The organism is Citrobacter sp. HN-141 (assembly GCF_033341895.1).
Lineage (GTDB): Bacteria > Pseudomonadota > Gammaproteobacteria > Enterobacterales > Enterobacteriaceae > Citrobacter.
Window position 1 is genome coordinate 114776 of record NZ_JAWPBF010000014.1, and the last position, 21855, is coordinate 136630.

General features: G+C 52.2%; 22 protein-coding genes. 16 read left to right on the forward strand and 6 right to left on the reverse strand.

The genetic code is table 11. The annotated features are described in order from the left end of the window. Window positions 1-34 precede the first annotated feature (34 nt). The 5 genes from RYZ59_RS17445 to pgi all read right to left on the reverse strand — a co-directional run bounded on the left by RYZ59_RS17445 (window position 35) and on the right by pgi (window position 5934). Window positions 35-2131: a YjbH domain-containing protein gene (locus tag RYZ59_RS17445; protein ID WP_318049755.1), complete on the reverse strand. Its 2097-nt coding sequence runs from the start codon at window positions 2129-2131 to the stop codon at window positions 35-37. Further along, on the reverse strand, window positions 2131-2868 hold the full coding sequence (locus RYZ59_RS17450; RefSeq protein ID WP_318049756.1) for a capsule biosynthesis GfcC family protein: 738 nt from the start codon (window positions 2866-2868) through the stop codon (window positions 2131-2133). Before RYZ59_RS17450 ends, RYZ59_RS17445 begins: the two co-directional genes overlap by 1 nt. Continuing rightward, window positions 2865-3503, reverse strand: coding sequence for a YjbF family lipoprotein (locus RYZ59_RS17455; RefSeq protein WP_318049758.1), 639 nt, complete (start codon window positions 3501-3503; stop codon window positions 2865-2867). The genes RYZ59_RS17450 and RYZ59_RS17455 overlap by 4 nt, the downstream gene beginning before the upstream one ends. 118 nt (window positions 3504-3621) lie before the next feature. Continuing rightward, window positions 3622-3864, reverse strand: coding sequence for an exopolysaccharide production protein YjbE (yjbE, locus tag RYZ59_RS17460; protein ID WP_318049760.1), 243 nt, complete (start codon window positions 3862-3864; stop codon window positions 3622-3624). 420 nt (window positions 3865-4284) lie between these two features. After that, window positions 4285-5934 (reverse strand): glucose-6-phosphate isomerase, encoded by a 1650-nt coding sequence (pgi, locus tag RYZ59_RS17465; RefSeq protein ID WP_111466250.1) that lies wholly within the window; start codon window positions 5932-5934, stop codon window positions 4285-4287. Window positions 5935-6248: 314 nt separating this feature from the next. Between pgi and lysC the strand changes: the two genes are divergently transcribed. The 7 genes from lysC (at window position 6249) to RYZ59_RS17500 (ending at window position 13299) form a co-directional block, all read left to right on the forward strand. Beyond that, entirely contained in the window at window positions 6249-7598 is a 1350-nt protein-coding gene (lysC, locus tag RYZ59_RS17470; RefSeq protein WP_318049764.1) for a lysine-sensitive aspartokinase 3, read from the forward strand. 92 nt (window positions 7599-7690) lie between these two features. Further along, the gene (gene panS / locus RYZ59_RS17475) at window positions 7691-8629 is read left to right on the forward strand and encodes a ketopantoate/pantoate/pantothenate transporter PanS (RefSeq protein ID WP_318049765.1); all 939 of its coding nucleotides are present in this window, start codon (window positions 7691-7693) and stop codon (window positions 8627-8629) included. Window positions 8630-8872: 243 nt separating this feature from the next. Next, entirely contained in the window at window positions 8873-10459 is a 1587-nt protein-coding gene (locus RYZ59_RS17480; protein WP_191213559.1) for a PTS sugar transporter, read from the forward strand. Window positions 10460-10486: 27 nt separating this feature from the next. Next, window positions 10487-11326 (forward strand): histidine biosynthesis protein, encoded by an 840-nt coding sequence (locus RYZ59_RS17485; protein ID WP_318049767.1) that lies wholly within the window; start codon window positions 10487-10489, stop codon window positions 11324-11326. Between the two features lie 18 nt (window positions 11327-11344). Beyond that, window positions 11345-12208 (forward strand): Cof-type HAD-IIB family hydrolase, encoded by an 864-nt coding sequence (locus RYZ59_RS17490; RefSeq protein ID WP_318049768.1) that lies wholly within the window; start codon window positions 11345-11347, stop codon window positions 12206-12208. Next, window positions 12195-12953, forward strand: a complete 759-nt coding sequence (locus RYZ59_RS17495; protein ID WP_318049769.1) for a DeoR/GlpR family DNA-binding transcription regulator — start codon at window positions 12195-12197, stop codon at window positions 12951-12953. The genes RYZ59_RS17490 and RYZ59_RS17495 overlap by 14 nt, the downstream gene beginning before the upstream one ends. Window positions 12954-13026: 73 nt before the next feature. Next, window positions 13027-13299: a DUF3811 domain-containing protein gene (locus RYZ59_RS17500; protein ID WP_137381200.1), complete on the forward strand. Its 273-nt coding sequence runs from the start codon at window positions 13027-13029 to the stop codon at window positions 13297-13299. Here RYZ59_RS17500 and rluF read toward each other — a convergent pair. Further along, complete coding sequence (gene rluF, locus RYZ59_RS17505) at window positions 13296-14171, reverse strand: 23S rRNA pseudouridine(2604) synthase RluF (RefSeq protein WP_318049771.1); 876 nt, start codon at window positions 14169-14171, stop codon at window positions 13296-13298. The genes RYZ59_RS17500 and rluF overlap by 4 nt on opposite strands. A 469-nt stretch (window positions 14172-14640) precedes the next feature. On the opposite strand from rluF, the gene RYZ59_RS17510 reads away from it, so the two are divergent. From RYZ59_RS17510 to RYZ59_RS17550, 9 genes are all read left to right on the forward strand, one after another. Further along, window positions 14641-15594, forward strand: coding sequence for a sugar-binding transcriptional regulator (locus tag RYZ59_RS17510; protein WP_318049772.1), 954 nt, complete (start codon window positions 14641-14643; stop codon window positions 15592-15594). A gap of 70 nt (window positions 15595-15664) precedes the next feature. Then, window positions 15665-16471, forward strand: coding sequence for an SDR family oxidoreductase (locus RYZ59_RS17515; protein ID WP_318049774.1), 807 nt, complete (start codon window positions 15665-15667; stop codon window positions 16469-16471). Window positions 16472-16480: 9 nt separating this feature from the next. Then, the gene (locus tag RYZ59_RS17520; protein ID WP_286636920.1) at window positions 16481-16888 is read left to right on the forward strand and encodes a mannose/fructose/sorbose PTS transporter subunit IIA; all 408 of its coding nucleotides are present in this window, start codon (window positions 16481-16483) and stop codon (window positions 16886-16888) included. Then, complete coding sequence (locus RYZ59_RS17525; protein WP_079938943.1) at window positions 16888-17382, forward strand: PTS system mannose/fructose/N-acetylgalactosamine-transporter subunit IIB; 495 nt, start codon at window positions 16888-16890, stop codon at window positions 17380-17382. Before RYZ59_RS17520 ends, RYZ59_RS17525 begins: the two co-directional genes overlap by 1 nt. Before the next feature lie 65 nt (window positions 17383-17447). After that, window positions 17448-18245: a PTS mannose/fructose/sorbose transporter subunit IIC gene (locus RYZ59_RS17530; RefSeq protein ID WP_003826527.1), complete on the forward strand. Its 798-nt coding sequence runs from the start codon at window positions 17448-17450 to the stop codon at window positions 18243-18245. An 11-nt stretch (window positions 18246-18256) separates the two neighbouring features. Continuing rightward, window positions 18257-19081 (forward strand): PTS system mannose/fructose/sorbose family transporter subunit IID, encoded by an 825-nt coding sequence (locus tag RYZ59_RS17535; RefSeq protein WP_318049778.1) that lies wholly within the window; start codon window positions 18257-18259, stop codon window positions 19079-19081. Window positions 19082-19149: 68 nt separating this feature from the next. Beyond that, window positions 19150-20373 carry an L-sorbose 1-phosphate reductase gene (sorE, locus tag RYZ59_RS17540; protein WP_003826522.1) on the forward strand — a complete coding sequence of 408 codons (1224 nt, stop codon included), beginning with the start codon at window positions 19150-19152 and terminating at the stop codon, window positions 20371-20373. Window position 20374: 1 nt separating this feature from the next. Continuing rightward, window positions 20375-21187, forward strand: a complete 813-nt coding sequence (locus tag RYZ59_RS17545; protein ID WP_318049780.1) for a shikimate 5-dehydrogenase — start codon at window positions 20375-20377, stop codon at window positions 21185-21187. A gap of 249 nt (window positions 21188-21436) precedes the next feature. After that, window positions 21437-21598, forward strand: coding sequence for a hypothetical protein (locus RYZ59_RS17550; protein WP_139762616.1), 162 nt, complete (start codon window positions 21437-21439; stop codon window positions 21596-21598). The last annotated feature ends 257 nt before the right edge of the window (window positions 21599-21855 follow it).

Genomic DNA, 21855 nt, shown 5'->3' on the forward strand with positions numbered 1-21855 from the left:
TAAGCGTAGCGCCACCGGGCGATCAACATGCACATCAACGGAAGTTCTCGCTCCTGTCACTGGTCATATCGTACAAACCAAACTTACGTCCAAGCTGCTGACCACCATCACGCGTTAACGGTGTCCAGCCTATCGCCGCACGACTGCGGGTCGGGCCAGACGAGAACAGATCCAGTGGCACGGAAACGTATACCCCTTTGGTAAAATCACCCTCTCCGTACTCATCCGGCGAGGCGTTGGTGATGGTCGCATAGCCGCCCACTACTACGCCGCTGTCAAAGCGTTTCGCCACTTCCAGCGTTCCGCCCTTATCCCCCGCCAGATACTGACCCACGCTGGCTTTCACCAGTACATCCTGGGCAAACGACGGATTCCAGTAAGCCGTCAAATGCCCGGTCTTCACGCTGTAGTCGGTGAATTTCATCATGTCCTGCGCGCTACGCCAGTCACGCTGTTTCACGTAGTTGGCATCAACACCAAACGCCCAGTTGCTGTCCAGTGGACGATACAGCACTTCCGCCCCCGCTCCGCCGTACATGGTTTCCAGATAGCCACCGTAAACCTGCCCGTAGAACCCGTTTCCGAGTGACTGGAAGTAGTTGGCCTGCAGGTTATTCACGTAGACATCGTTTTGCACATACTCGCGCACATGTGTACGCACTCGTGGTAAATGCGAATCCTGCGGCGGGTTGGTGTAGTTAAATTTGTCATAGTTATTGGCGAGGTTGGCGAACAAACTCCCGGTGGTCAGCAGGTGATCGGTAACCCACCAATCCGCCGTTCCCATCACGCCCAACTGATACATATAGAAGTTTTCCGGGCCGCCCACCGACTGGTTAAGCACCGGATCAATGTGGAAATCGAAGCGTGACTTATCGATATACCAACCCTGCTCGGTCGTTTTCGGCACCACGGGCTCAACGCGTTTTTGCGCCAGCTGGGTTTCATGGCCCAACGGTTCGCCTTCCAGATGGCGCTTGAGGCTGGAAACCTCCGTTTCGGTCGTCACCTGCGGTAAGTTCAGGCGGTTTTCCGTAATGCGGATCGTGCGGATCCCGTCGGGGAGATCGTTCATCACGATCCGGTTGGCGCGTTCGATCCCTTCCCGCGAATCACGGTATTTCACCTGTTCTCCGGTCACATATAGCGTATCGCCCTGCACCTGAATTTTAGGGTCTGCCAGCCCAGCATTATACTTCAGCAGCGTTAGCTGATTCGCCACCACCGAATGTTGCAGGATGGCATCCTGGGGCTGGGGCTGATATTTCGGGCGGGCGTTGTCGTTATAGTTTGGCCGCAGATCGTTGAAGTTAGTCCGCAGCGTGACCCCAAACATAAAGGTGTTCCCGCGCTCATAGCTGAGGTTAACGTCGGCCCAATCGGTGACGCGATAAATAGCGCCGACGTTAAACTTGCTCTTCTGATCCAGCTTGCCCGCAAAATCCTGCTGGTAATTGTTTCCCTCATATTCCAGTTTCAGACGCAACGGCTGCCAGGGCGTCTGATACTCGACGCCACCAAACAGCGATGCCGGGCCGTGGAACATCTGGCTGCCGTCAATAGAACCGGCCTGCTTGTAGCTGTTATCGCGATAGCAGAATTTATCGCTGTATGAGCAAAACGGATTGCTGACGTTGCCGCTGGTCCCAAGGTATCCCCAGCCGAGGCCAAGCGAGAAATCAAACGGCCCCCAGGCTTTATTCGCCACAATATACTCCGCATCGAACAGGCCCGTTCCGCCAATATCTCGCGCACCAACAGCCACCTCTGGCACCCAGTAGCTCTCTTCCCACAGCCGCAGTTTGAGATCAAAAGCTTTATCCTTGTAAGTCTGATCGCCAGAAAACGACTCCACGCTACTGTATTGTTTGGTACGCACATCGGTGTAGCGCAGCGTGGTTTCCAGCCACGGGAAGATCTGCACCGACGCAGAGTAGTAGCGGTACTGATCGTTATCGCGGTAGTTGAGGCTCATTTCGCCCTCGCGCGCCATGCGTGCGGTTGGGGTTTGCAGCAGCCCCACGCCGCCAAAATCGGACTGCGATGGTCCAATGGGCGCGGGCCAGGTTTCACCATGGCAGGCAACGCTTACGCCCAGCGCCAACAGGCTGAGCAGATAAGTTTTTCTCATTATTCAGGGGTCCGCTGAGTCAGGGTGCGAAGAACATCGGCATTGATTTCATCCGGGGTGCTGCTCCAGACAGCATCAGAGAGTCCGACAAAAATGATGCTGCCGGGCATCGGCTCAACGTGGCGTTTGTTCCAGTAAGCCACCGGTACTTTTTGCGTGCGTCCGTCGGGATAGATGACCCAGTCGTAGCTACTATCCGCACCGCTGAGCCGACTTTGCCCATCGAGATAGCTGGCAATATCACGCCCGGGCATAAACGGTTGTTTACCCGGACGGCTTAGCAGGCCAAACAGCGTGACATCGGTTGGCTGTGGACCGACCCATAGCGTGTAATTGCCCTGCAACGGCGGGTTGCCTCGTTCGCTGACGCGCACAACATCCGGGTCGAGGTTAATCTTCTGTCTGCCAGTCAGCTTCAGCGCCTGAATTTGCTGGCGTAATGCGTTGATAGCGGCAGCATCGTCACCGCTTTCTTCAGCGCCCAGCGTCGCCAGGCGAGCCAGTAACGCCTGCTGCTGACGTTCCGCCTCCGTCGTCGCCCGCTCTTCGCTGATAACCGCGCCGGGCCACCAGCTATTACTCAACCGCGGCTGTCCCACCAGATCGAGCAGATGTTCGGCCCCGGTCAGCGTTTTCGGCTCTGCGCTGGCGGAGGTAAAGACCTTAACGCTGCCCGCAGCAAAAACAGACGCTGCGCTCAGACTCAACAGCAGCGCCATAACGGCTCGTTTGATCATGATTTTGCCGCCTTAATCAGCGTGGTTTTCACCGGGAAGAAATGTGCGCCCAGATACTGCTCTGACTTACGGATTTGCCCTTCACTGTCGATCCAGTAGCGGTTATGCCAGCGCGCCCGATCGGTCGTCACTTCTTCGCCCAGCACCCGAACCGCAGTCTGTTCGCTGCCCACGCTGATGCTGTCAGGGCCATCCCATTTGAAAACCGAGCGGGCAGTGGCGTAGCGGACCTGTTGATGCTCAGTCCAGCCCATCGTGCGGGTCCACGTTGCGCCATCGACTATCTGATTGGGCTTGATCAGTGGATCAGCCGCCAGATTGTTCACCTCGATCAGGTTGTCGCCACCGAGTTGCGTTTTCACCAGTCGCCCATGCTGCGTCACAAGAATGGTCCGATCCTGAGTCACCCATTTCTGCTGCCCGTTTTCGGTAAAAGCGAGCACGACAAACAGTTGGGGACCGCCGTTGAGCTGCATATACTGGCTGGCGTAGGGCATGTTGTGGATTTCATCGTCCGTCATCTGTACGCCAGGTGACCCAAACACACTCTCCCACAGCGAATGACCCAGCCCTTCGGTGGTGGCTGAACACGCTTGTAATAACAGGCAAACCAATATCAGCGCTGGTCGCTTCACGACGTTTCTCCGCATTATTGCCGGGTGGCGCGACGCTTACCCGGCCTACAAATCCCACTGACCTTTGGCAATCCAAAATAACCACACCGAAGTGTGGTTATGGTTAAACGTACCGGTATTACTGGGTACTGGTGGTTGTGGTGGTTGTGGTTCCGGTATTAGAACCATCGCCGCCACCGGTCGCCGCCAGGGCAACCCCCACCGCAGAACTTACGGTGCTCACGCTGGCTGCGGAGGAACTTCCTGCCGAAACCGACGCCGCTGCCGACCCTGCTGCCTCACCCACCTGAACGGGGGCGGCATAGACAGAAGTCGCCGCAAGCGCAGATATAGCCCACAGGCCATACAGAACTTTTTTCATCACAAATTCCCTTCATTGTATGAATGGAGATTTACCCAAACGAATTTCGGGCGAGATCGAGTATACACAAGCGAAAGAGTGCAAATTACGCCACGGGGGAATTTAGGATAATTAGCCAGCAAGAGAGAAAATAATTGACTGTCGATAATAAAATTAAATTAATCAATTAGTTAAAATATATAAATAAAAAACACAACACCCGGAAAATCTGAAAATATCAGAAACAGGATAACGTTGAATGAATTATTTTAGGATTAAGCTCAATTAAGAAATGAAGAAAAGGTGTAGATATCCTGGAGTAATCTTATAAAAAAGCCGATATTAATATCGGCTTTTTTTATTTCATTAATGCCGGATGGCGGCGAAACGCCTTATCCGGCCTACAAGTGTGCGCCTGTAGGCCTGATTAGCGCAGCGCCATCAGGCACGCCAGGACTTATAACGGTTAATCAAACCGTTGGTCGAGCAATCATGGCTGGTGATTTCTTTATCATCATTCAGTTCCGGCAGAATGCGGTTTGCCAGCTGTTTGCCCAGCTCAACGCCCCACTGGTCAAAGGTGAAGATGTTCAGGATAGCGCCCTGAGTGAAGATTTTATGTTCGTACAGTGCAATCAGCGCACCCAGACTGAACGGCGTGATTTCACGCAGCAGGATGGAGTTGGTCGGGCGGTTGCCTTCAAACACTTTGAACGGCACAACGTGGTCCAGCGTTGCCGGATCTTTACCCTGGTCGCGGTATTCCTGCTCAACGACTTCACGAGATTTACCAAAAGCCAGCGCTTCGGTTTGCGCGAAGAAGTTAGACAGCAGTTTCGGATGGTGATCTGACAGCGGGTTATGGGTGATTGCCGGCGCGATGAAATCGCACGGAACCATTTTGGTGCCCTGGTGGATCAACTGATAGAACGCATGCTGGCCGTTAGTACCCGGCTCACCCCAGATGATTGGGCCAGTCTGGTAGTCTACAGCATTGCCGTTACGGTCAACGTATTTACCGTTGGATTCCATATTGCCCTGCTGGAAGTAGGCCGCGAAACGGTGCATATACTGGTCGTACGGCAGAATCGCTTCGGTTTCGGCACCGAAGAAGTTGTTGTACCAGATACCGATCAGCGCCAGCAGCACCGGCAGGTTTTTCTCAGCCGGCGTGGTGGAGAAGTGTTTGTCCATCGCGTGCGCGCCGGAGAGCAACTCAACGAAGTTGTCGAAGCCCACGGACAGAATGATGGACAGGCCAATGGCAGACCACAGGGAGTAACGACCGCCAACCCAGTCCCAGAACTCAAACATATTGGCGGTATCAATACCAAACTCGCCAACCGCTTTACCGTTAGTGGAGAGCGCAGCGAAGTGTTTGGCAACGTGCTTGTTGTCGCCTGCGGTCGCCAGGAACCAGTCGCGCGCGCTGTGGGCGTTGGTCATGGTTTCCTGGGTGGTGAAGGTTTTGGAAGCGACCAGGAACAGCGTGGTTTCCGGGTTCACTTTCTTCAGCACTTCGGCAATGTGCGTACCATCGACGTTAGACACAAAGTGCATGTTCAGGTGATTTTTGTATGGACGCAGCGCTTCGGTCACCATGAACGGGCCGAGGTCAGAACCGCCGATACCGATGTTCACCACATCTGTGATCGCTTTGCCGGTGTAGCCTTTCCAGCTTCCGGAGATGATCGCTTCAGAGAAGGATTTCATCTTCTCCAGCACTGCGTTCACTTCCGGCATGACATCTTTGCCGTCAACGATGATAGGCGTATTGCTACGGTTGCGCAGCGCCACGTGCAGCACGGCACGGTCTTCAGTGCGGTTGATTTTCTCACCGGAGAACATGGACTTGATGGCACCCGCCAAATCGGTTTCTTTCGCCAGATCCTGCAGTTTAGCCAGCGTCTCCTCAGTGATGCGGTTTTTGGAAAAATCCACCAGCATCAGATCGTCAAACGTCGCGGAAAACTTAGTGAAACGATCGCTATCTTTCGCGAACAGATCCGCGATAGTAACGTCTTTCATTTCTTCAAAGTGTTTTTGTAGTGCCTGCCAGGCTGAGGTCTGCGTTGGATTGATGTTTTTCATTAGCAATACTCTTCTGATTTTGAGAATTGTGACTGAGATCGATTGTAACGCCAGTCACAGAAAAGTGTGATTGTTTTAATGCCATTGCCAGGGCATCCGCCAAACGTGGCTAAAAAGTATAGCGGTTATCAGCGTTGTTATTAGTACCGTTACTCAACGCAGTTGCAGCATGAAAAATCCGCATAATCCCAGCGTTGACAGTGCAAGCTACACATTTTATTTATAAATACGGTATTTGCATTTGCGCCTGCACCGGTTTCCGTTCTGCCTTATGTGCCATGGTCGCTCTATTCATTCCCTGACACGAGGTAGTTATGACTGATGTAGTTGTCTCCAAGTTTGGTGGTACCAGCGTGGCGGATTTTGACGCCATGAATCGCAGCGCGGATGTCGTACTTTCCGATACTAACGTCCGCTTAGTGGTGCTTTCCGCTTCTGCAGGCATTACCAATCTGCTGGTTGCACTGGCAGAAGGTCTGGAGCCGACTGAGCGCTTCGAGAAACTCGACGCCATTCGTCAAATTCAGTTCAATATTCTGGAACGCCTGCGTTATCCGAACGTGATCCGCGAAGAAATTGAGCGTCTGCTGGAAAACATCACTACGCTGGCTGAAGCGGCGTCACTGGCGACCTCAACCGCGCTGACGGATGAACTGGTCAGCCACGGTGAACTGATGTCTACCCTGCTGTTTGTTGAGATCCTGCGCGAGCGTAACGTTCAGGCCCAATGGTTTGACGTACGCAAAGTGATGCGCACCAACGATCGCTTTGGTCGTGCTGAGCCAGATGTGGCGGCGCTGGCCGAACTGGCAGCCATCCAGCTTGCCCCGCGACTGAGCGAAGGTCTGGTCATTACTCAGGGCTTTATCGGTAGCGAAAGCAAAGGCCGCACCACCACACTCGGACGCGGCGGCAGCGATTATACGGCCGCCCTGCTGGCCGAAGCGCTGCACGCAACGCGCGTCGATATCTGGACCGATGTTCCTGGCATTTACACCACCGATCCGCGCGTTGTTCCCGCAGCGCAGCGTATCGATGAGATTGCCTTCGAGGAGGCCGCGGAAATGGCAACCTTCGGTGCGAAAGTCCTGCACCCGGCAACCCTGTTACCTGCCGTACGTAGCGATATTCCGGTGTTTGTGGGCTCCAGCAAAGATCCAAAAGCAGGCGGTACGCTGGTATGCAATAAAACCGTGAATCCACCGCTGTTCCGGGCGCTGGCACTGCGCCGTAAGCAAACGCTGCTAACGCTGCATAGCCTGAATATGCTGCACTCTCGCGGCTTTTTAGCAGAAGTGTTCGGCATCCTGGCGCGCCACAATATCTCGGTAGATTTGATTACCACATCCGAAGTCAGCGTGGCGCTGACGCTGGATACTACAGGCTCCACCTCCACCGGCGATACACTGTTAACACAGTCTCTGCTGATGGAACTGTCTGCCCTGTGTCGGGTTGAAGTGGAAGAAGGCCTGGCGCTGGTGGCACTGATTGGCAACGACCTGTCCAAAGCCTGTGGCGTGGGTAAAGAGGTGTTCGGCGTACTGGAACCGTTCAACATCCGCATGATTTGCTACGGCGCATCCAGCCACAACCTGTGCTTCCTGGTGCCGGGCACCGAAGCCGAGTTGGTCGTCCAGAAACTGCACCATAATTTGTTTGAATAATATTCCATCACGCGATAAACAATAACTATAGCCGGGCTCGATCCCGGCTTTTTTATAACAACACAACACATTTCAATCGCAAGGAATATAACATGCTCGCTACTCTCACGCGGCTGTTCCCGTTATGGGCGCTGCTGCTCTCTGTTATTGCGTATTACACGCCCTCCACCTTTACGCCCGTCGGACCATTCGTGCCATCATTACTGATGCTGATCATGTTCGGCATGGGCGTTCACCTGAAGGTGGATGACTTTAAACGCGTACTCTCACGTCCCGCACCGGTCGCGGCAGGTATTTTCCTGCACTATCTGGTGATGCCGCTCGCCGCATGGATTTTAGCGCTGGCATTTAATATGCCGCCGGAACTGTCCGCAGGGATGGTGCTGGTCGGGAGCGTCGCCAGCGGAACGGCATCAAACGTTATGATCTATCTGGCGAAAGGCGATGTGGCGCTCTCTGTGACTATTTCATCGGTTTCAACATTGGTCGGCGTTGTCGCCACCCCGCTGCTGACACGGCTGTATGTCGATGCGCATATCCAGGTAGATGTGATGGGTATGTTGCTGAGTATCCTGCAGATCGTGGTCATTCCGATTGCGTTGGGATTGGTCATTCACCATCTGTTCCCACGCGTCGTAAAAGCCGTGGAGCCGTATCTGCCCGCATTTTCTATGGTGTGCATTCTGGCAATCATCAGCGCCGTCGTGGCAGGTTCCGCCGCGCACATTGCCTCCGTCGGTTTTGTGGTGATTATCGCCGTGATCCTGCATAACACCATTGGCCTGCTTGGCGGCTACTGGGGCGGAAAACTGTTTGGTTTCGACGAGTCAACCTGCCGTACGTTGGCAATCGAAGTGGGCATGCAGAATTCAGGACTTGCCGCTGCACTGGGCAAAATCTACTTTGGCCCGCTCGCTGCCCTGCCTGGTGCGTTGTTCTCCGTCTGGCACAACCTTTCCGGTTCGCTGCTGGCAGGCTACTGGTCCGGCAAGCCGATTGAAGAGAAACCACACGCAGTAAAACAACACTAATCTTCATAAATGGAGGAGGCATCCTCCATTTCTCCCTACCCTCATTTGAACCCCATCACAAAACAACAAATATCAACACAAAACAAAATAATTGATTAATTGTTATATTTCAATTAAATATATAAATAAACCTGTTTTAACCTCAAATTTAATCATTTTAATAATGTTGATTTAGTTTGTTTTAATTGGGAATATGATTTCACTACAACACAGATAAACCCTTACCCTATCTTCGAGGCCGCTATGAAAAAAATTGCGATTATTGGAAGCAGTGGAGGCAACCTCTACAACCTGGGTGGTGCTGAACCAGAAAAGCTACTCCAAGAAATTTACCAGCAGTGCGAAGCCGCAGGAGTTGAAGTTGCCGCTGTGCAGTTCATTGCGGCAGAAGCCTCAATGGACGTAGCCAAAGCTCACACGCCAGCGTCGGTATTTGCACTAACCACAGAAAACCAACAAAAACCACAAAGGATATTTCAGGGCAAACTTTCAGAAGTGAACGACTCGGTAGTTGAGAGCGATTTCAGGATTGCCGAAATGATCCGTAACGGTGAGATCGATGGGATCATCGTGATGAGCGCCGATCCGGTGAAGGCCAATCAGGCTGTCTTTGCCGCAGCTGTTGAAATGAAAACACCGATTGTTGGCACCGGCGGGACCTCAATGGCGCTGGTCGCGGCAAAGGGGGCAAATGTCGTCGCAACATCGGGCACGACGGGTACCACCAGTCGAACCCGCGCAGTTTCCTTCATCGCATCACTGTGTAAGCACTGGGGTGTTAAATACAAACCACAGTTGGGCAGTGCATCTCCTTCACAGGGCGGTTCTGGAAAAAGTCTGCTTAAGCGCTTCAATATTCGCAGCATAATGATCCCTGCGCTGCCGGGCTTTATCGCCATGGCAATCGTGCTCGCACTCAGTCACATCCCTGGCCTGGAAAAACTCAACGATATCTTTGAAATTCTGCTGAAGGGCCTGCCGGTTTTAGTTGCGGTTCTCGCAGCAAAACAAATTTCGGAACTGGATGAAGTCTCAATTGTTGCCGGGGTGGTCGCCGGGGTTCTTTCCGTCGAAGGCGGTCTGATTGGCGGGATCATCGGTGGTTTGATGGCCGGGATTTTCGTTCGTTGGCTGTTTGAACTATGCCTGAATTGGCGCTTCCCGATGACCACCGTCAACATTGTTGCGGGTGGGATCTCAGGCCTGGCCGCTGGGTTAATCATGCACTATCTGCTGAGTCCGCTGGCGCTGTCAGCAGGTAATTACATCAAACTGGCTATCGAAAGCACGCTGGCCTTCAGCCCTATCCTTGCCGGCCTGCTGGCTGGGTTGGTTATCTGGCCAGCTATTCTGGGGGGCGTCTATCACGCGGTCATTCTGCCGCTGGTGCTCCTGGAAATGGAAAAATCCGGTGTCAGCTTCCTCGGCGCTGTCGATATGGTAGGCCTGGTGATGGTTGCTGCAGGAATCAACCTGGCTAACGTCATCGCACCACGAGAAAAAAGCGAAGCTGCCGTCGCGACACCCGGCCTGCTTATCAACCTCGGCTTTGGGACCTTCGTTGAATCGGCCTATCCGTTCATGTTTGCCAACAAAATTGTCTTTGGTTCAGCAATCGTTTGGGCCGGTCTGGGCGGCATGATGCTGGGTTTCTTTAACGTTAAAGGCGTGGCTTATGTCCCCGCATTTGCCTCTCCGTTCTTATCCAGCAATGCGCTGCAAATGGCGATTGTGATGGTTACCGTCATGGGCCTGACCTGTATTTCCACCATTATTGCCAACCGTTTTAAGGCTGTCGCACAGAAAGAATCTACCGCGTCGGCCCATTAATTAATGCACCAACACCAGAGGTACACCATGTTTAAAGGCGATATGAATAAAAAACGCGCTAAAGCGTTACAGAAAGTGAAAGATGCCATCACGCTGCACGGCGGGCAAACCATCCTCAGCACAGGGATAACCGGCGACGATGCGCGCCTGGCGAAAGCAGTATGTGAGGCGGGCGTTAAGCTGCTTGAACCGAACCATCCCGCACTGGCGCTGGCGCGTGGGCATAAAGGGGTGAGCAATATGCACGCGGCGGAACAAATCCGCCACGAAATCACCAACAGCCAGATGGCCGAAGCAGTACATGGCGTGCGTAATGTGGTTCCTGACGATATCTTCATTACCGTCGGTATCGCAGGTGGCTTTACCGAAACGTTACCGGTCCCGCTCACCGAAACCGAGATACTGGAGATTGCCCGTGCGGGTGCCGATGGCTTACACACCCACAAATCCGACTGGGACGATCTGCAGGACATCGTTAATCTCGCCCATCAGTATGGCCTGACCGTTGATGCTTATATTGGGCATCCGGATGACCTGCATACCTTTGGTATTCCTGCGCGCACGCCGGAAGAGGTCGCCAGCGTAGCAAAACGGATGCAGGAGATTGGCGTCGACATGATTGGTCTGATGACCGGCATGAGTTACGAAGGCGTAGCCGCGGGCGATATTCCGCAGGCCATCAAAGATCGCCTGAGGGCGTTAGTTGGCGCAGTGGACGTACCGACGCTGGCAGAAGGCGGGATTAACCTCGCCAATGCCAAAGCGTTTAAGGATACCGGGGTCAATATTCTGGTCGTCGGTACGGCAATCGACAATATGGTCTGCAGCGCCGCCAAAGAGGCTGTCACACCGTTTATTACGCATTGATATTAAGGGAAAAGCAGCATGTTACTGGTCACCGATCTGGATGGAACACTACTGACTTCGCAAAAGACAATCAGTCCACGCACACGTCAGGCACTCATCGAATTCCACCAGCGCGGTGGCCTGCTGGCCGCCTGTTCCGCCAGACCGGTCTCCTCTATGATGCGCCTGCTACAGCAGCAGCAGGTTAATACACTGTTTGGCTGGTGCGCAGGCTTCAACGGAGGTCAGATCCTCGAGATGGCGCAGCAGCGCAATATTCATACTGCAGCGCTCTCTTGTATGAATCTTCGGGATATTGACCGGCATATTTCGCTTTCCTTCTGTCCTCATCACTTTTTTAGCGCCGATGCTATTTATCATCGTTACGACCAACAGGTAGCGCCATGGACAACGTATGAAGCCCGTTTATTTGAATTACCCCTTATTTTTGCAGCGCCTGGAAATATTTTAAACCGGCAAGATATTTATAAAATCACGCTCGTTACCGATCAGTTAAAAATAAATGCACTGTGTACAGAAGCGAATAATAAATTGCCTTATGGCTATACGGCGACTATCACTGGGGAGAATTACATTGATATCCAACGTAGCGAAATAAATAAAGGTTATGCGGTGAACATGTTAATGCAACAGCTCAATATAACAGCCGAGAAAGTTGCGGCGATTGGCGACCAGCAAAACGATATCAGTATGCTTTCTGCTGCCGGCATTGGTATTGCAATGGGGAATGCGCCTGAGGCAGTAAAACGACAAGCCAGCTATGTAACGGCCTCTAATGACGATGAGGGTATTGTCTGTGCGTTGGAGTGGTTGCGTTGCTCTGCACATCCAGTTACCATGCGCCAAAGCACGACGTTGGCGGAAAATAATGAACCCGATTAAAAGAAGAAAACATATCCTCGATGAATTAAATAAATTCGGTGAAGTGACGGTTATCAAATTATCGGAAATGCTAAACGTCACATCAGAGACCATTCGCCGCGATCTCTCCATTCTGGAGTCTGAAGGGCAAATTACCAAGATTCACGGCGGCGCCGTCAAAAAGCAGGTTGTTCAGGAAGATGAATTTGGCGCGCGGATTGATATACACCGCGAAGAAAAAATGGCAATTGGTAAACTTGCCGCCGGGATGGTCAGCGAGCACGATACTCTATTCATTGATTCCTGCACAACCAATCTTATTCTGGCCGAACAATTACCTCCTCTGGCCTATTCCGTTATTACCAATTCAGCCTTAATTGCCGATAAAATCAAAGAACATAATCTTAAAGCGCGGGTTTATGTATTAGGTGGTGAATATGACTACCATTTCCGCGCCAATCTCGGCGTCTCCGTTTGTCAGCAAATAAACACCATTCACGCAGATATCTGCTTCATCGGCGCGGGTGGCATTTCGCCTCAACATGGTGTGCTGGTGAAAAGCTTTGACGAAGCGTATGTTGCCAAATCAATGATTGCTATGAGTAAAAAGTCGGTAATTCTTGCCGACCATACAAAATTTGGCCAGGACGGTGTGATGTGTATCGCTACGTTAAAAGAGATCGATAACATCATCACAGATAAGCGATTCAGAACAACGGGCTATACACAGCAGGACTTCGCCGGAAAATTACGTATTGCTGAATAATACAATGCATGACGCTATCAGCAGGTTCCGGATTACCGTACACTGAGGATATCGGCTAACAGAGGGCACCCTTATGGCACTCCCCCGCATTACCCAAAAAGAGATGACCGAACGCGAACAGCGTGAACTGAAAACGCTGCTCGACCGTGCACGCATTGCGCATGGTCGGCTGCTGACCAACGCTGAGACCAACAGCATCAAGAAAGAGTACATCGATAAACTGATGGTTTTGCGCGAAGCAGAGGCAAAAAAAGCCCGCCAGTTGAAGAAAAAGCAGGCTTATAAACCGGATGCGGAAGCATCGTTTTCCTGGTCAGCGAATACGCCGACGCGCGGCAGACGTTAACGCCCTTTCTTCTTACGCCCCGGCGAGGTAAAACGCTTACCGTTTGCCGCCGGGCGCGATTTCTCTTTCTCCGCGGCTTTTTCGATTTTCACCACCGGGCGCTTAATGCCTGCGGTTTTTGGCTTCGCTTTGGCCTTCGGTTTGGCTTCTGAGGACGAGTTCTCAATCAGCTTGAACAGACCGATCAGTTCGTCATCCGTCAGATCGCGCCATTCACCCAGCGGCAGGCCTGACAGACCAACGTTCATGATACGCGTACGCTCAAGCTTAGTAACTTCATAACCAAAGTGCTCGCACATACGACGGATTTGACGGTTCAGCCCCTGAATCAGCGTGATGCGAAACACAAACGGCGCTTCTTTCTTCACCTTACATTTTTTGGTGACGGTGCCGAGGATTGGCACACCGGCCCCCATCCCACGGATAAAGTCATCAGTGACTGGTTTATCAACCGTCACCAGATACTCTTTTTCGTGATCGTTACCGGCGCGCAGGATTTTATTCACCAGATCGCCGTGGTTGGTCAGGAAGATTAAGCCCTGAGAGTCTTTGTCCAGACGGCCAATTGGGAACACGCGTTTACTGTGGTTAACAAAATCAACAATGTTGTCGCGTTCGCTGTCTTCGGTGGTGCTGACAATCCCTACCGGCTTGTTCAGCGCGATAAAAACCAGATCTTCCGCTTCACGCGGCTCAATCAACCGACCATTTACTTTTACGACGTCGCCAGGCATCACCTGATCGCCAATGGTGGCGCGTTTGCCATTCAGGAAGACATTCCCTTGTTCGATAAAGCGATCTGCCTCGCGACGCGAGCAGATTCCGCTTTCACTGATGTATTTATTTAATCGGATGGATGAGTCGGGCAGCATAATTTCTCCTGTATACACGTCATCCTTCAGGCTGTCTCTGCGTTGGCTGCCCTCACTCACCCAGGTCACATAGCACTCTATGCTCCCAGGGATTCGCTCCCTTGCCGCCTTGATACAACTTGAAGGACTTTGTGTATTAAAAGCGAAATATACCCTACCTTGCGGGCGATAAAAAATAATCGTGTTCTCACGCCCGGGCGCTATTTGTGATCCGCCACACCTTTCGACACAAAAGTGTCCGCAACCCATGCCTGCAATTTTGTTGCACGAAAATACACAGAATCAAGGCATTACATCAATAAGCACATATGTGCCGACAACGCGCTATCGGCACATCAAATGTGCAACACAAACTGCCGGTTCATGGCGCTGAAAGAAGAGAAAATTACTTTGAACTGGGCCATCGATGGGGTTATATCAGATCAAGAAGACAATGTAGTGATTTGCACAAATGTGCAGGAGCCCAAAGATGGCAACGGAAAACAGCGATGATATCCGCCTGATCGTAAAAATAGCCCAGCTCTATTACGAACAGGATATGACGCAAGCGCAAATCGCCCGCGAACTGGGAATTTATCGCACCACGATCAGCCGTCTGCTAAAACGTGGCCGCGAATCAGGCATCGTTACCATTGCCATTAATTACGACTTCAACGAGAACCTGTGGCTGGAACAGCAGCTAAAACAGAAATTTGGCCTGAAAGAAGCGGTGGTGGTCTCCTGCGACAGCGAACAGGAAGATGAACAACTTAATATGATGGGCGTACATGGCGCACAGTTGCTGGAACGCTTACTGGAACCTGGGGACATTATCGGGTTCTCATGGGGTCGCGCGGTTCGGGGACTGGTGGAAGGGTTATCTCCTGCCAGCCAGTCGCGCCAGCTGATCTGCGTGCCGATTATCGGCGGACCATCCGGCAAACTTGAAAGCCGCTACCACGTCAATACACTGACCTACGGCGCAGCGGCAAAGCTCAAAGGGGAATCACACCTGGCAGATTTCCCGGCACTGCTGGAAAACCCGCTGATCCGTAACGGGATCATGCAGTCACGACATTTTAAATCGATTTCCGCGTACTGGGATAATCTGGACATCGCGCTGGTCGGGATTGGATCTCCGGCGATACGTGATGGCGCCAACTGGCACGCTTTTTACGGCAGTGAAGAGAGTGATGACCTGCATACCCGCCAGGTCGCCGGAGACATTTGCTCGCGCTTTTACGATATCAACGGTGTAACCGTAGAAACCAATATGAGTGAAAAGACGCTCTCCATCGAAACCAATAAATTAAAACAGGCACGTTACTCCATTGGCATTGCAATGGGTGAAGAAAAATACAGTGGGATATTAGGCGCATTACGTGGGAATTATATTAACTGTTTAGTCACCAACAGCCATACCGCTGAATTATTGTTGAAGTAAATAAATTCTAATTGGTCCTGCCATAATTAATTTTATGTGGGATCCCCTTATCTGAGATCGGGAGTTAATTATGCAAACGTGGTTAAACTTGCAGGACAAAGTCATTATTGTTACCGGTGGTGCATCCGGAATTGGTCTGGCAATTGTCGAGGAGTTATTAGCGCAAGGCGCTAATGTGCAAATGGCAGATATTCATGGCGGAGAAGGTAAATACGATAGTCATGACGGGTATCATTTCTGGCCAACGGATATTTCCAGCGCCAAAGAGGTTAATCATACTGTCGCTGAAATTATCCAACGCTACGGACGTATTGATGGGCTGGTAAATAATGCTGGCGTTAATTTTCCGCGTCTTCTGGTCGATGAAAAAGCCCCCGCCGGACAATACGAACTCAACGAAGCCGCTTTTGAAAAAATGGTTAATATCAACCAGAAAGGTGTGTTCTTAATGTCGCAGGCAGCGGCACGCCAAATGGTAAAACAGCGTAACGGCGTGATTGTGAATGTCTCTTCCGAAAGCGGACTGGAAGGTTCTGAAGGTCAAAGCTGTTACTCCGCTACCAAAGCCGCATTGAATAGCTTTACCCGTTCCTGGTCGAAAGAGTTGGGCAAACACGGCATTCGTGTGGTGGGCATTGCACCTGGCATTCTGGAAAAAACCGGACTGCGCACCCCCGAGTATGAAGAAGCGCTGGCCTGGACCCGCAACATCACCGTCGAACAGCTGCGCGAAGGCTACACCAGGAACGCGATCCCGATTGGTCGCTCAGGGCGCTTAAGCGAAGTTGCTGATTTTGTTTGTTATCTTTTGTCTGAACGCGCCAGTTACATCACCGGAGTAACCACTAACATTGCGGGCGGGAAAACGCGCGGTTAAGGAGGTTTTATGGTCAATGCAATCTTCTGTGCTCACGGCAAACTGGCCTGCGCCATGCTGGAATCGGTACAGATGGTCTACGGTGATGCCAACGTTGAAGCCGTGGCATTTGTCCCCGGAGAGAACGCCAGCGACATTGTGGAAAAGCTGAAAAAGTTAGTAAGTATTCACACTGGCGGTGAATGGCTGATTGCCGTCGATTTGCAGTGTGGCAGTCCCTGGAATGCCGCCGCGACGCTGGCGATGCACAATCCGGCGATACGGGTCATCAGCGGGTTATCACTGCCGTTGGCGCTGGAACTGGTAGACAACCAAAGCAGTATGAATGTGGATGAACTGTGCGAACACCTGACGACCATTGCTCAACAAACCTGTGTCGTCTGGCAACATCTGGAAACGACCGAAGAGGATTTCTGATGAATATTACCCTTGCTCGTATTGATGACCGTCTGATCCACGGTCAGGTCACCACCGTCTGGTCGAAGGTGGCAAATGCCCAACGGATTATTATCTGCAATGACGACGTTTATAACGATGAAGTACGCCGCACATTATTACGTCAGGCCGCCCCGCCGGGAATGAAAGTGAACGTTGTTAATATCGAAAAGGCGGTCGCAGTTTACCATAATCCGCAATACCAGAACGAAACCGTTTTTTATCTATTTACCCGTCCACAGGATGCATTGGCAATGGTCAAGCAAGGCGTGAAAATCGCTACGTTAAATATTGGTGGTATGGCCTGGCGGCCTGGTAAAAAACAATTAACCAAAGCCGTTTCTTTAGATAACGACGACATTAATGCATTTCGTGAGTTAGATAAACTGGGTGTCACGCTGGATTTACGTGTCGTCGCATCCGATCCATCTATTAATATTCTCGAAAAAATAGAAGAACAATCGTTCGCTGAATAAATAAAAATGCCTGTGTACTTATGCTTTAACAGGCAGGGATGATCACATTCACAAGGTGACATATTATGGAAATAAGTACCCTACAAATTATCGCCATATTCCTATTTTCCTGTATTGCCGGAATGGGCAGCGTGCTGGATGAGTTCCAGACCCACCGTCCGCTCATTGCTTGTACCGTTATCGGCCTGATCCTCGGTGATTTAAAAACCGGGATTATGCTCGGCGGCACGCTGGAGTTAATCGCTCTTGGCTGGATGAACGTCGGCGCAGCGCAGTCTCCCGATTCGGCGCTCGCCAGTATTATCTCCGCCATTCTGGTCATCGTCGGTCAGCAAAGTATTGCGACCGGTATCGCTATCGCCCTGCCGGTCGCAGCGGCAGGCCAGGTACTGACGGTATTCGCCCGTACCATCACCGTGGTGTTCCAGCACGCAGCGGATAAAGCAGCCGAAGATGCCCGCTTTCGCACCATCGACATGCTGCACGTTTCCGCCCTCGGCGTACAGGCGCTGCGCGTTGCCATTCCTGCATTAATCGTCTCGCTGTTTGTCAGCGCCGATATGGTCAGCAATATGCTCAACGCCATCCCGGAATTCGTCACCCGCGGATTGCAGATTGCCGGTGGCTTTATCGTGGTGGTCGGCTACGCCATGGTGCTGCGCATGATGGGCGTGAAGTACCTGATGCCCTTCTTCTTCCTAGGGTTTATCGCCGGGGGTTATCTCGATTTGAGCCTGCTGGCTTTCGGTGGGGTTGGCGTGATTATCGCGCTGGTCTACATCCAGCTGAACCCACAGTGGCGTAAAGCCGAACCGCAGGCGCAACCCGCCTCTTCTCAAGCTCTCGATCAGCTTGATGACTAATGGAGCCAGCCATGGAACAGAAAAAACTGACCAAATCCGACCTGTTTAGCATATTTGTTCGCTCCAACCTGCAACAGGCGTCATTCAACTTTGAACGCATTCATGGGCTGGGCTTTTGCTACGACATGATCCCTGCCATTAAGCGCCTGTACCCACTGAAAGAGGAGCAGGTTGCGGCACTCAAACGCCACCTGGTGTTTTTCAACACTACGCCTGCCGTTTGCGGGCCGGTGATTGGCGTGACCGCCGCGATGGAAGAAGCTCGCGCCAACGGTGCGGAAATTGATGACGGGGCCATCAACGGCATCAAAGTTGGGCTGATGGGTCCACTGGCCGGTGTTGGCGACCCGTTGGTCTGGGGAACATTGCGCCCGATTACCGCCGCGCTCGGCGCATCGCTGGCGCTGTCCGGAAACATTCTCGGCCCACTATTGTTCTTCTTTATTTTCAATGCAGTACGTCTGGCAATGAAGTGGTACGGCTTACAGCTTGGCTTTCGTAAAGGGGTCAACATCGTCAGCGATATGGGCGGCAACCTGTTGCAGAAACTGACCGAAGGCGCATCGATACTAGGCCTGTTTGTCATGGGGGTGTTGGTCACCAAATGGACCAGCATCAACGTGCCGCTGGTGGTATCGCAAACGCCTGGCGCAGACGGCACCACCGTCACCATGACCGTGCAGAACATTCTCGACCAACTCTGCCCCGGCCTGCTGGCGCTGGGTCTGACGCTGCTGATGGTGCGACTGCTCAACAAGAAAATTAATCCGGTATGGCTGATCTTCGCCCTGTTTGCGCTGGGGATTATCGGCAACGCGCTGGGCTTTCTGTCCTGATTTTTTCGCTCCGGCGATGCCGGGGCAACTTCAACAAATAGTCCTCGAAAGAGGAAGAGGTGGTAACAATGCAAACAACAACAGCTTTACGTCTTTATGGTAAACGCGATCTGCGCCTGGAAACCTTCGATCTTCCTGAAATGCAGGACGATGAAATTCTGGCCTCAGTCGTGACCGACAGCCTGTGCCTTTCTTCCTGGAAAGAGGCTAACCAGGGCGAGAACCACAAAAAGGTGCCGGACGATGTGGCCACCAACCCGATCATCATCGGTCACGAGTTTTGCGGCGACATTATTGCCGTAGGCAAAAAATGGCAGCATAAGTTTCAGCCCGGCCAACGCTATGTCATTCAGGCTAACCTGCAACTGCCGGACCGCCCGGACTGCCCCGGCTACTCCTTCCCGTGGGTAGGCGGTGAAGCCACGCACGTCATCATTCCTGATGAAGTGATGGAGCAGGACTGCCTGTTGGCCTACGAAGGTGAAACCTATTTTGAAGGCTCGCTGGTTGAGCCGCTGTCCTGCGTGATTGGCGCATTCAACGCCAATTATCACCTACAGGAGGGCACTTATAACCACAAGATGGGCATTCGTCCGCAGGGGCGCACGTTAATTCTCGGCGGCACCGGGCCAATGGGACTACTGGCGATCGACTATGCACTGCATGGCCCGGTTAACCCGGCGCTGCTGGTGGTAACCGACACCAATAACGACAAGTTAAGCTACGCCCGCAAGCACTATCCATCAGAACCACAAACGTTGATCCATTATCTCCACGCCCAGGATGCGAGTTATGACAGCTTGATGGCGCTGAGCGGCGGGCACGGGTTTGATGACATCTTTGTGTTTGTGCCCAACGAACAGCTGGTTACGCTGGCCTCTTCTTTGCTGGCTGCCGATGGCTGCATGAACTTCTTTGCCGGTCCGCAGGATAAGCAGTTTAGCGCGCCAATTAACTTCTACGACGTGCACTACGCCTTCACCCATTATGTTGGGACGTCTGGCGGCAATACCGACGACATGCGCGCGGCGGTAAAACTGATCGAAGAGAAGAAAGTTCAGGCGGCAAAAGTGGTGACGCACATTCTGGGATTGAATGCGGCAGGTGAAACAACGCTGGAACTGCCGCAAGTCGGTGGGGGTAAAAAACTGGTTTACACCGGAAAAGCATTGCCATTAACTGCGCTCACCCAGATTGACGATCCGGCCTTGCGCGATATCCTGGAGCGTCATCAGGGGATCTGGTCGCAGGAAGCCGAACAGTACATATTGTCTCACGCCGAGGAAATTTAACATGATTAACCGCGACACCCAGTTGTGCATGTCGCTTGCCGGACGCCCCGGCAACTTTGGCACACGCTTTCACAACTATCTGTATGAAAAGTTAGGGTTAAATTTTATCTACAAAGCCTTTACTACGCAGGATATTGAGGCCGCAGTGAAAGGCGTTCGCGCGCTCGGGATTCGCGGCTGTGCGGTCTCTATGCCGTTTAAAGAGAGCTGTATGCCGTTTCTGGATGTCATCGATCCTTCCGCAAGCGTCATTGATTCCGTCAACACCATCGTCAATGACAACGGTACGCTGACAGGATTTAACACCGACTACATTGCGGTAAAAAGCCTGATTGCCAGCCACCAGCTTGATAACCACGCGCGCGTTATGATCCGCGGCAGCGGTGGAATGGGTAAAGCGGTTATCGCCGCATTTCGCGATGCCGGTTTTCACGATGTGATCGTCGCCGCCCGTAACCGGGAGAGCGGCCCGGCGCTGGCAAAACAGTACGGTTTCCAGTGGCAGCCGCAGCCGGAAGGGATTGCCTGCGATATTCTGGTCAACGTGACGCCCGTCGGTATGGCTGGCGGTAAAGAGAGCGATGAGCTGGCCTACAGCGAAGCGATAGTCGCTGCCGCCAGCATAGTGTTTGACGTCGTCGCCCTGCCGCCGGAAACACCGGTGATTAAGCTGGCACAGCAGTTGGGTAAAAAGACCATCAGCGGTGCAGAGGTGATTGCCTTACAGGCCGTAGAGCAGTTCGCCATGTACACCGGCGTACGCCCGGATGACGCGCTGATCGCCGAAGCGGCAAAATTTGCGCGGGCGGGGTAAGAGAGCAGGAACAGAGCGCCAGGGATGGGCGCTCTGTTTATTTTAGGTACTATGCAACAGCAAACAATTGCTGGTCAGCTTTGACTTCCAACTGCGCCAGCGCGGGAATCAACTGGCTGATGTAATGTTGTGGTTAGACGCCCTGATCGTGTTCCCGCACTTTCGGGGCGTTGTCATGTTTGGTGTGTGAGAGTAATGTGTCATCACACATACACACGCTACTCTTGTGTAATTAAGGTATCAACACACATGAACGAAAGAAGAGGCAATCCCCCGTTTCAATTCCGTCTGGATCCGGAACTGCGCAAAGCGATGGAAGAAGCACGGCGGCAGGATGGCGATGAATCGTTGGCAGCCTGGATTAAACGTGTGATTAGAAAAGAGCTGAAACAGAAGGGAATTGAAGTGTAAGAGGCAGTACTTTATATCGCCTTTCTGAAGGTCTGTTTAGAGCGAAAATCGGACGTTCAAAACGGTGATAAAAATTGTGGCGAGAAAAATAGGGCAGGATCGTCTATCGATGTGGGGTCAATACATTACTGACTGACGGTTTTATATAATACTGGGGGAGAGGCAGGTTAGACGCAATAAATTAAAAAAATGAGTCCCTCATTAGATTAGACTCATTTATTGATCGTTTTTATTCCGCAAAAGATTGTTTAAAAAAT

Coding starts and splice junctions, on each gene's coding strand:
- RYZ59_RS17445 (WP_318049755.1), bottom strand. CDS start 2,131: ATGAGAAAAACTTATCTGCTCAGCCTGTTGGCGCTGGGCGTAAGCGTT.
- RYZ59_RS17450 (WP_318049756.1), bottom strand. CDS start 2,868: ATGATCAAACGAGCCGTTATGGCGCTGCTGTTGAGTCTGAGCGCAGCG.
- yjbE (WP_318049760.1), bottom strand. CDS start 3,864: ATGAAAAAAGTTCTGTATGGCCTGTGGGCTATATCTGCGCTTGCGGCG.
- pgi (WP_111466250.1), bottom strand. CDS start 5,934: ATGAAAAACATCAATCCAACGCAGACCTCAGCCTGGCAGGCACTACAA.
- lysC (WP_318049764.1), top strand. CDS start 6,249: ATGACTGATGTAGTTGTCTCCAAGTTTGGTGGTACCAGCGTGGCGGAT.
- panS (WP_318049765.1), top strand. CDS start 7,691: ATGCTCGCTACTCTCACGCGGCTGTTCCCGTTATGGGCGCTGCTGCTC.
- RYZ59_RS17480 (WP_191213559.1), top strand. CDS start 8,873: ATGAAAAAAATTGCGATTATTGGAAGCAGTGGAGGCAACCTCTACAAC.
- RYZ59_RS17485 (WP_318049767.1), top strand. CDS start 10,487: ATGTTTAAAGGCGATATGAATAAAAAACGCGCTAAAGCGTTACAGAAA.
- RYZ59_RS17490 (WP_318049768.1), top strand. CDS start 11,345: ATGTTACTGGTCACCGATCTGGATGGAACACTACTGACTTCGCAAAAG.
- RYZ59_RS17495 (WP_318049769.1), top strand. CDS start 12,195: ATGAACCCGATTAAAAGAAGAAAACATATCCTCGATGAATTAAATAAA.
- RYZ59_RS17500 (WP_137381200.1), top strand. CDS start 13,027: ATGGCACTCCCCCGCATTACCCAAAAAGAGATGACCGAACGCGAACAG.
- rluF (WP_318049771.1), bottom strand. CDS start 14,171: ATGCTGCCCGACTCATCCATCCGATTAAATAAATACATCAGTGAAAGC.
- RYZ59_RS17510 (WP_318049772.1), top strand. CDS start 14,641: ATGGCAACGGAAAACAGCGATGATATCCGCCTGATCGTAAAAATAGCC.
- RYZ59_RS17515 (WP_318049774.1), top strand. CDS start 15,665: ATGCAAACGTGGTTAAACTTGCAGGACAAAGTCATTATTGTTACCGGT.
- RYZ59_RS17520 (WP_286636920.1), top strand. CDS start 16,481: ATGGTCAATGCAATCTTCTGTGCTCACGGCAAACTGGCCTGCGCCATG.
- RYZ59_RS17525 (WP_079938943.1), top strand. CDS start 16,888: ATGAATATTACCCTTGCTCGTATTGATGACCGTCTGATCCACGGTCAG.
- RYZ59_RS17530 (WP_003826527.1), top strand. CDS start 17,448: ATGGAAATAAGTACCCTACAAATTATCGCCATATTCCTATTTTCCTGT.
- RYZ59_RS17535 (WP_318049778.1), top strand. CDS start 18,257: ATGGAACAGAAAAAACTGACCAAATCCGACCTGTTTAGCATATTTGTT.
- sorE (WP_003826522.1), top strand. CDS start 19,150: ATGCAAACAACAACAGCTTTACGTCTTTATGGTAAACGCGATCTGCGC.
- RYZ59_RS17545 (WP_318049780.1), top strand. CDS start 20,375: ATGATTAACCGCGACACCCAGTTGTGCATGTCGCTTGCCGGACGCCCC.
- RYZ59_RS17550 (WP_139762616.1), top strand. CDS start 21,437: ATGAACGAAAGAAGAGGCAATCCCCCGTTTCAATTCCGTCTGGATCCG.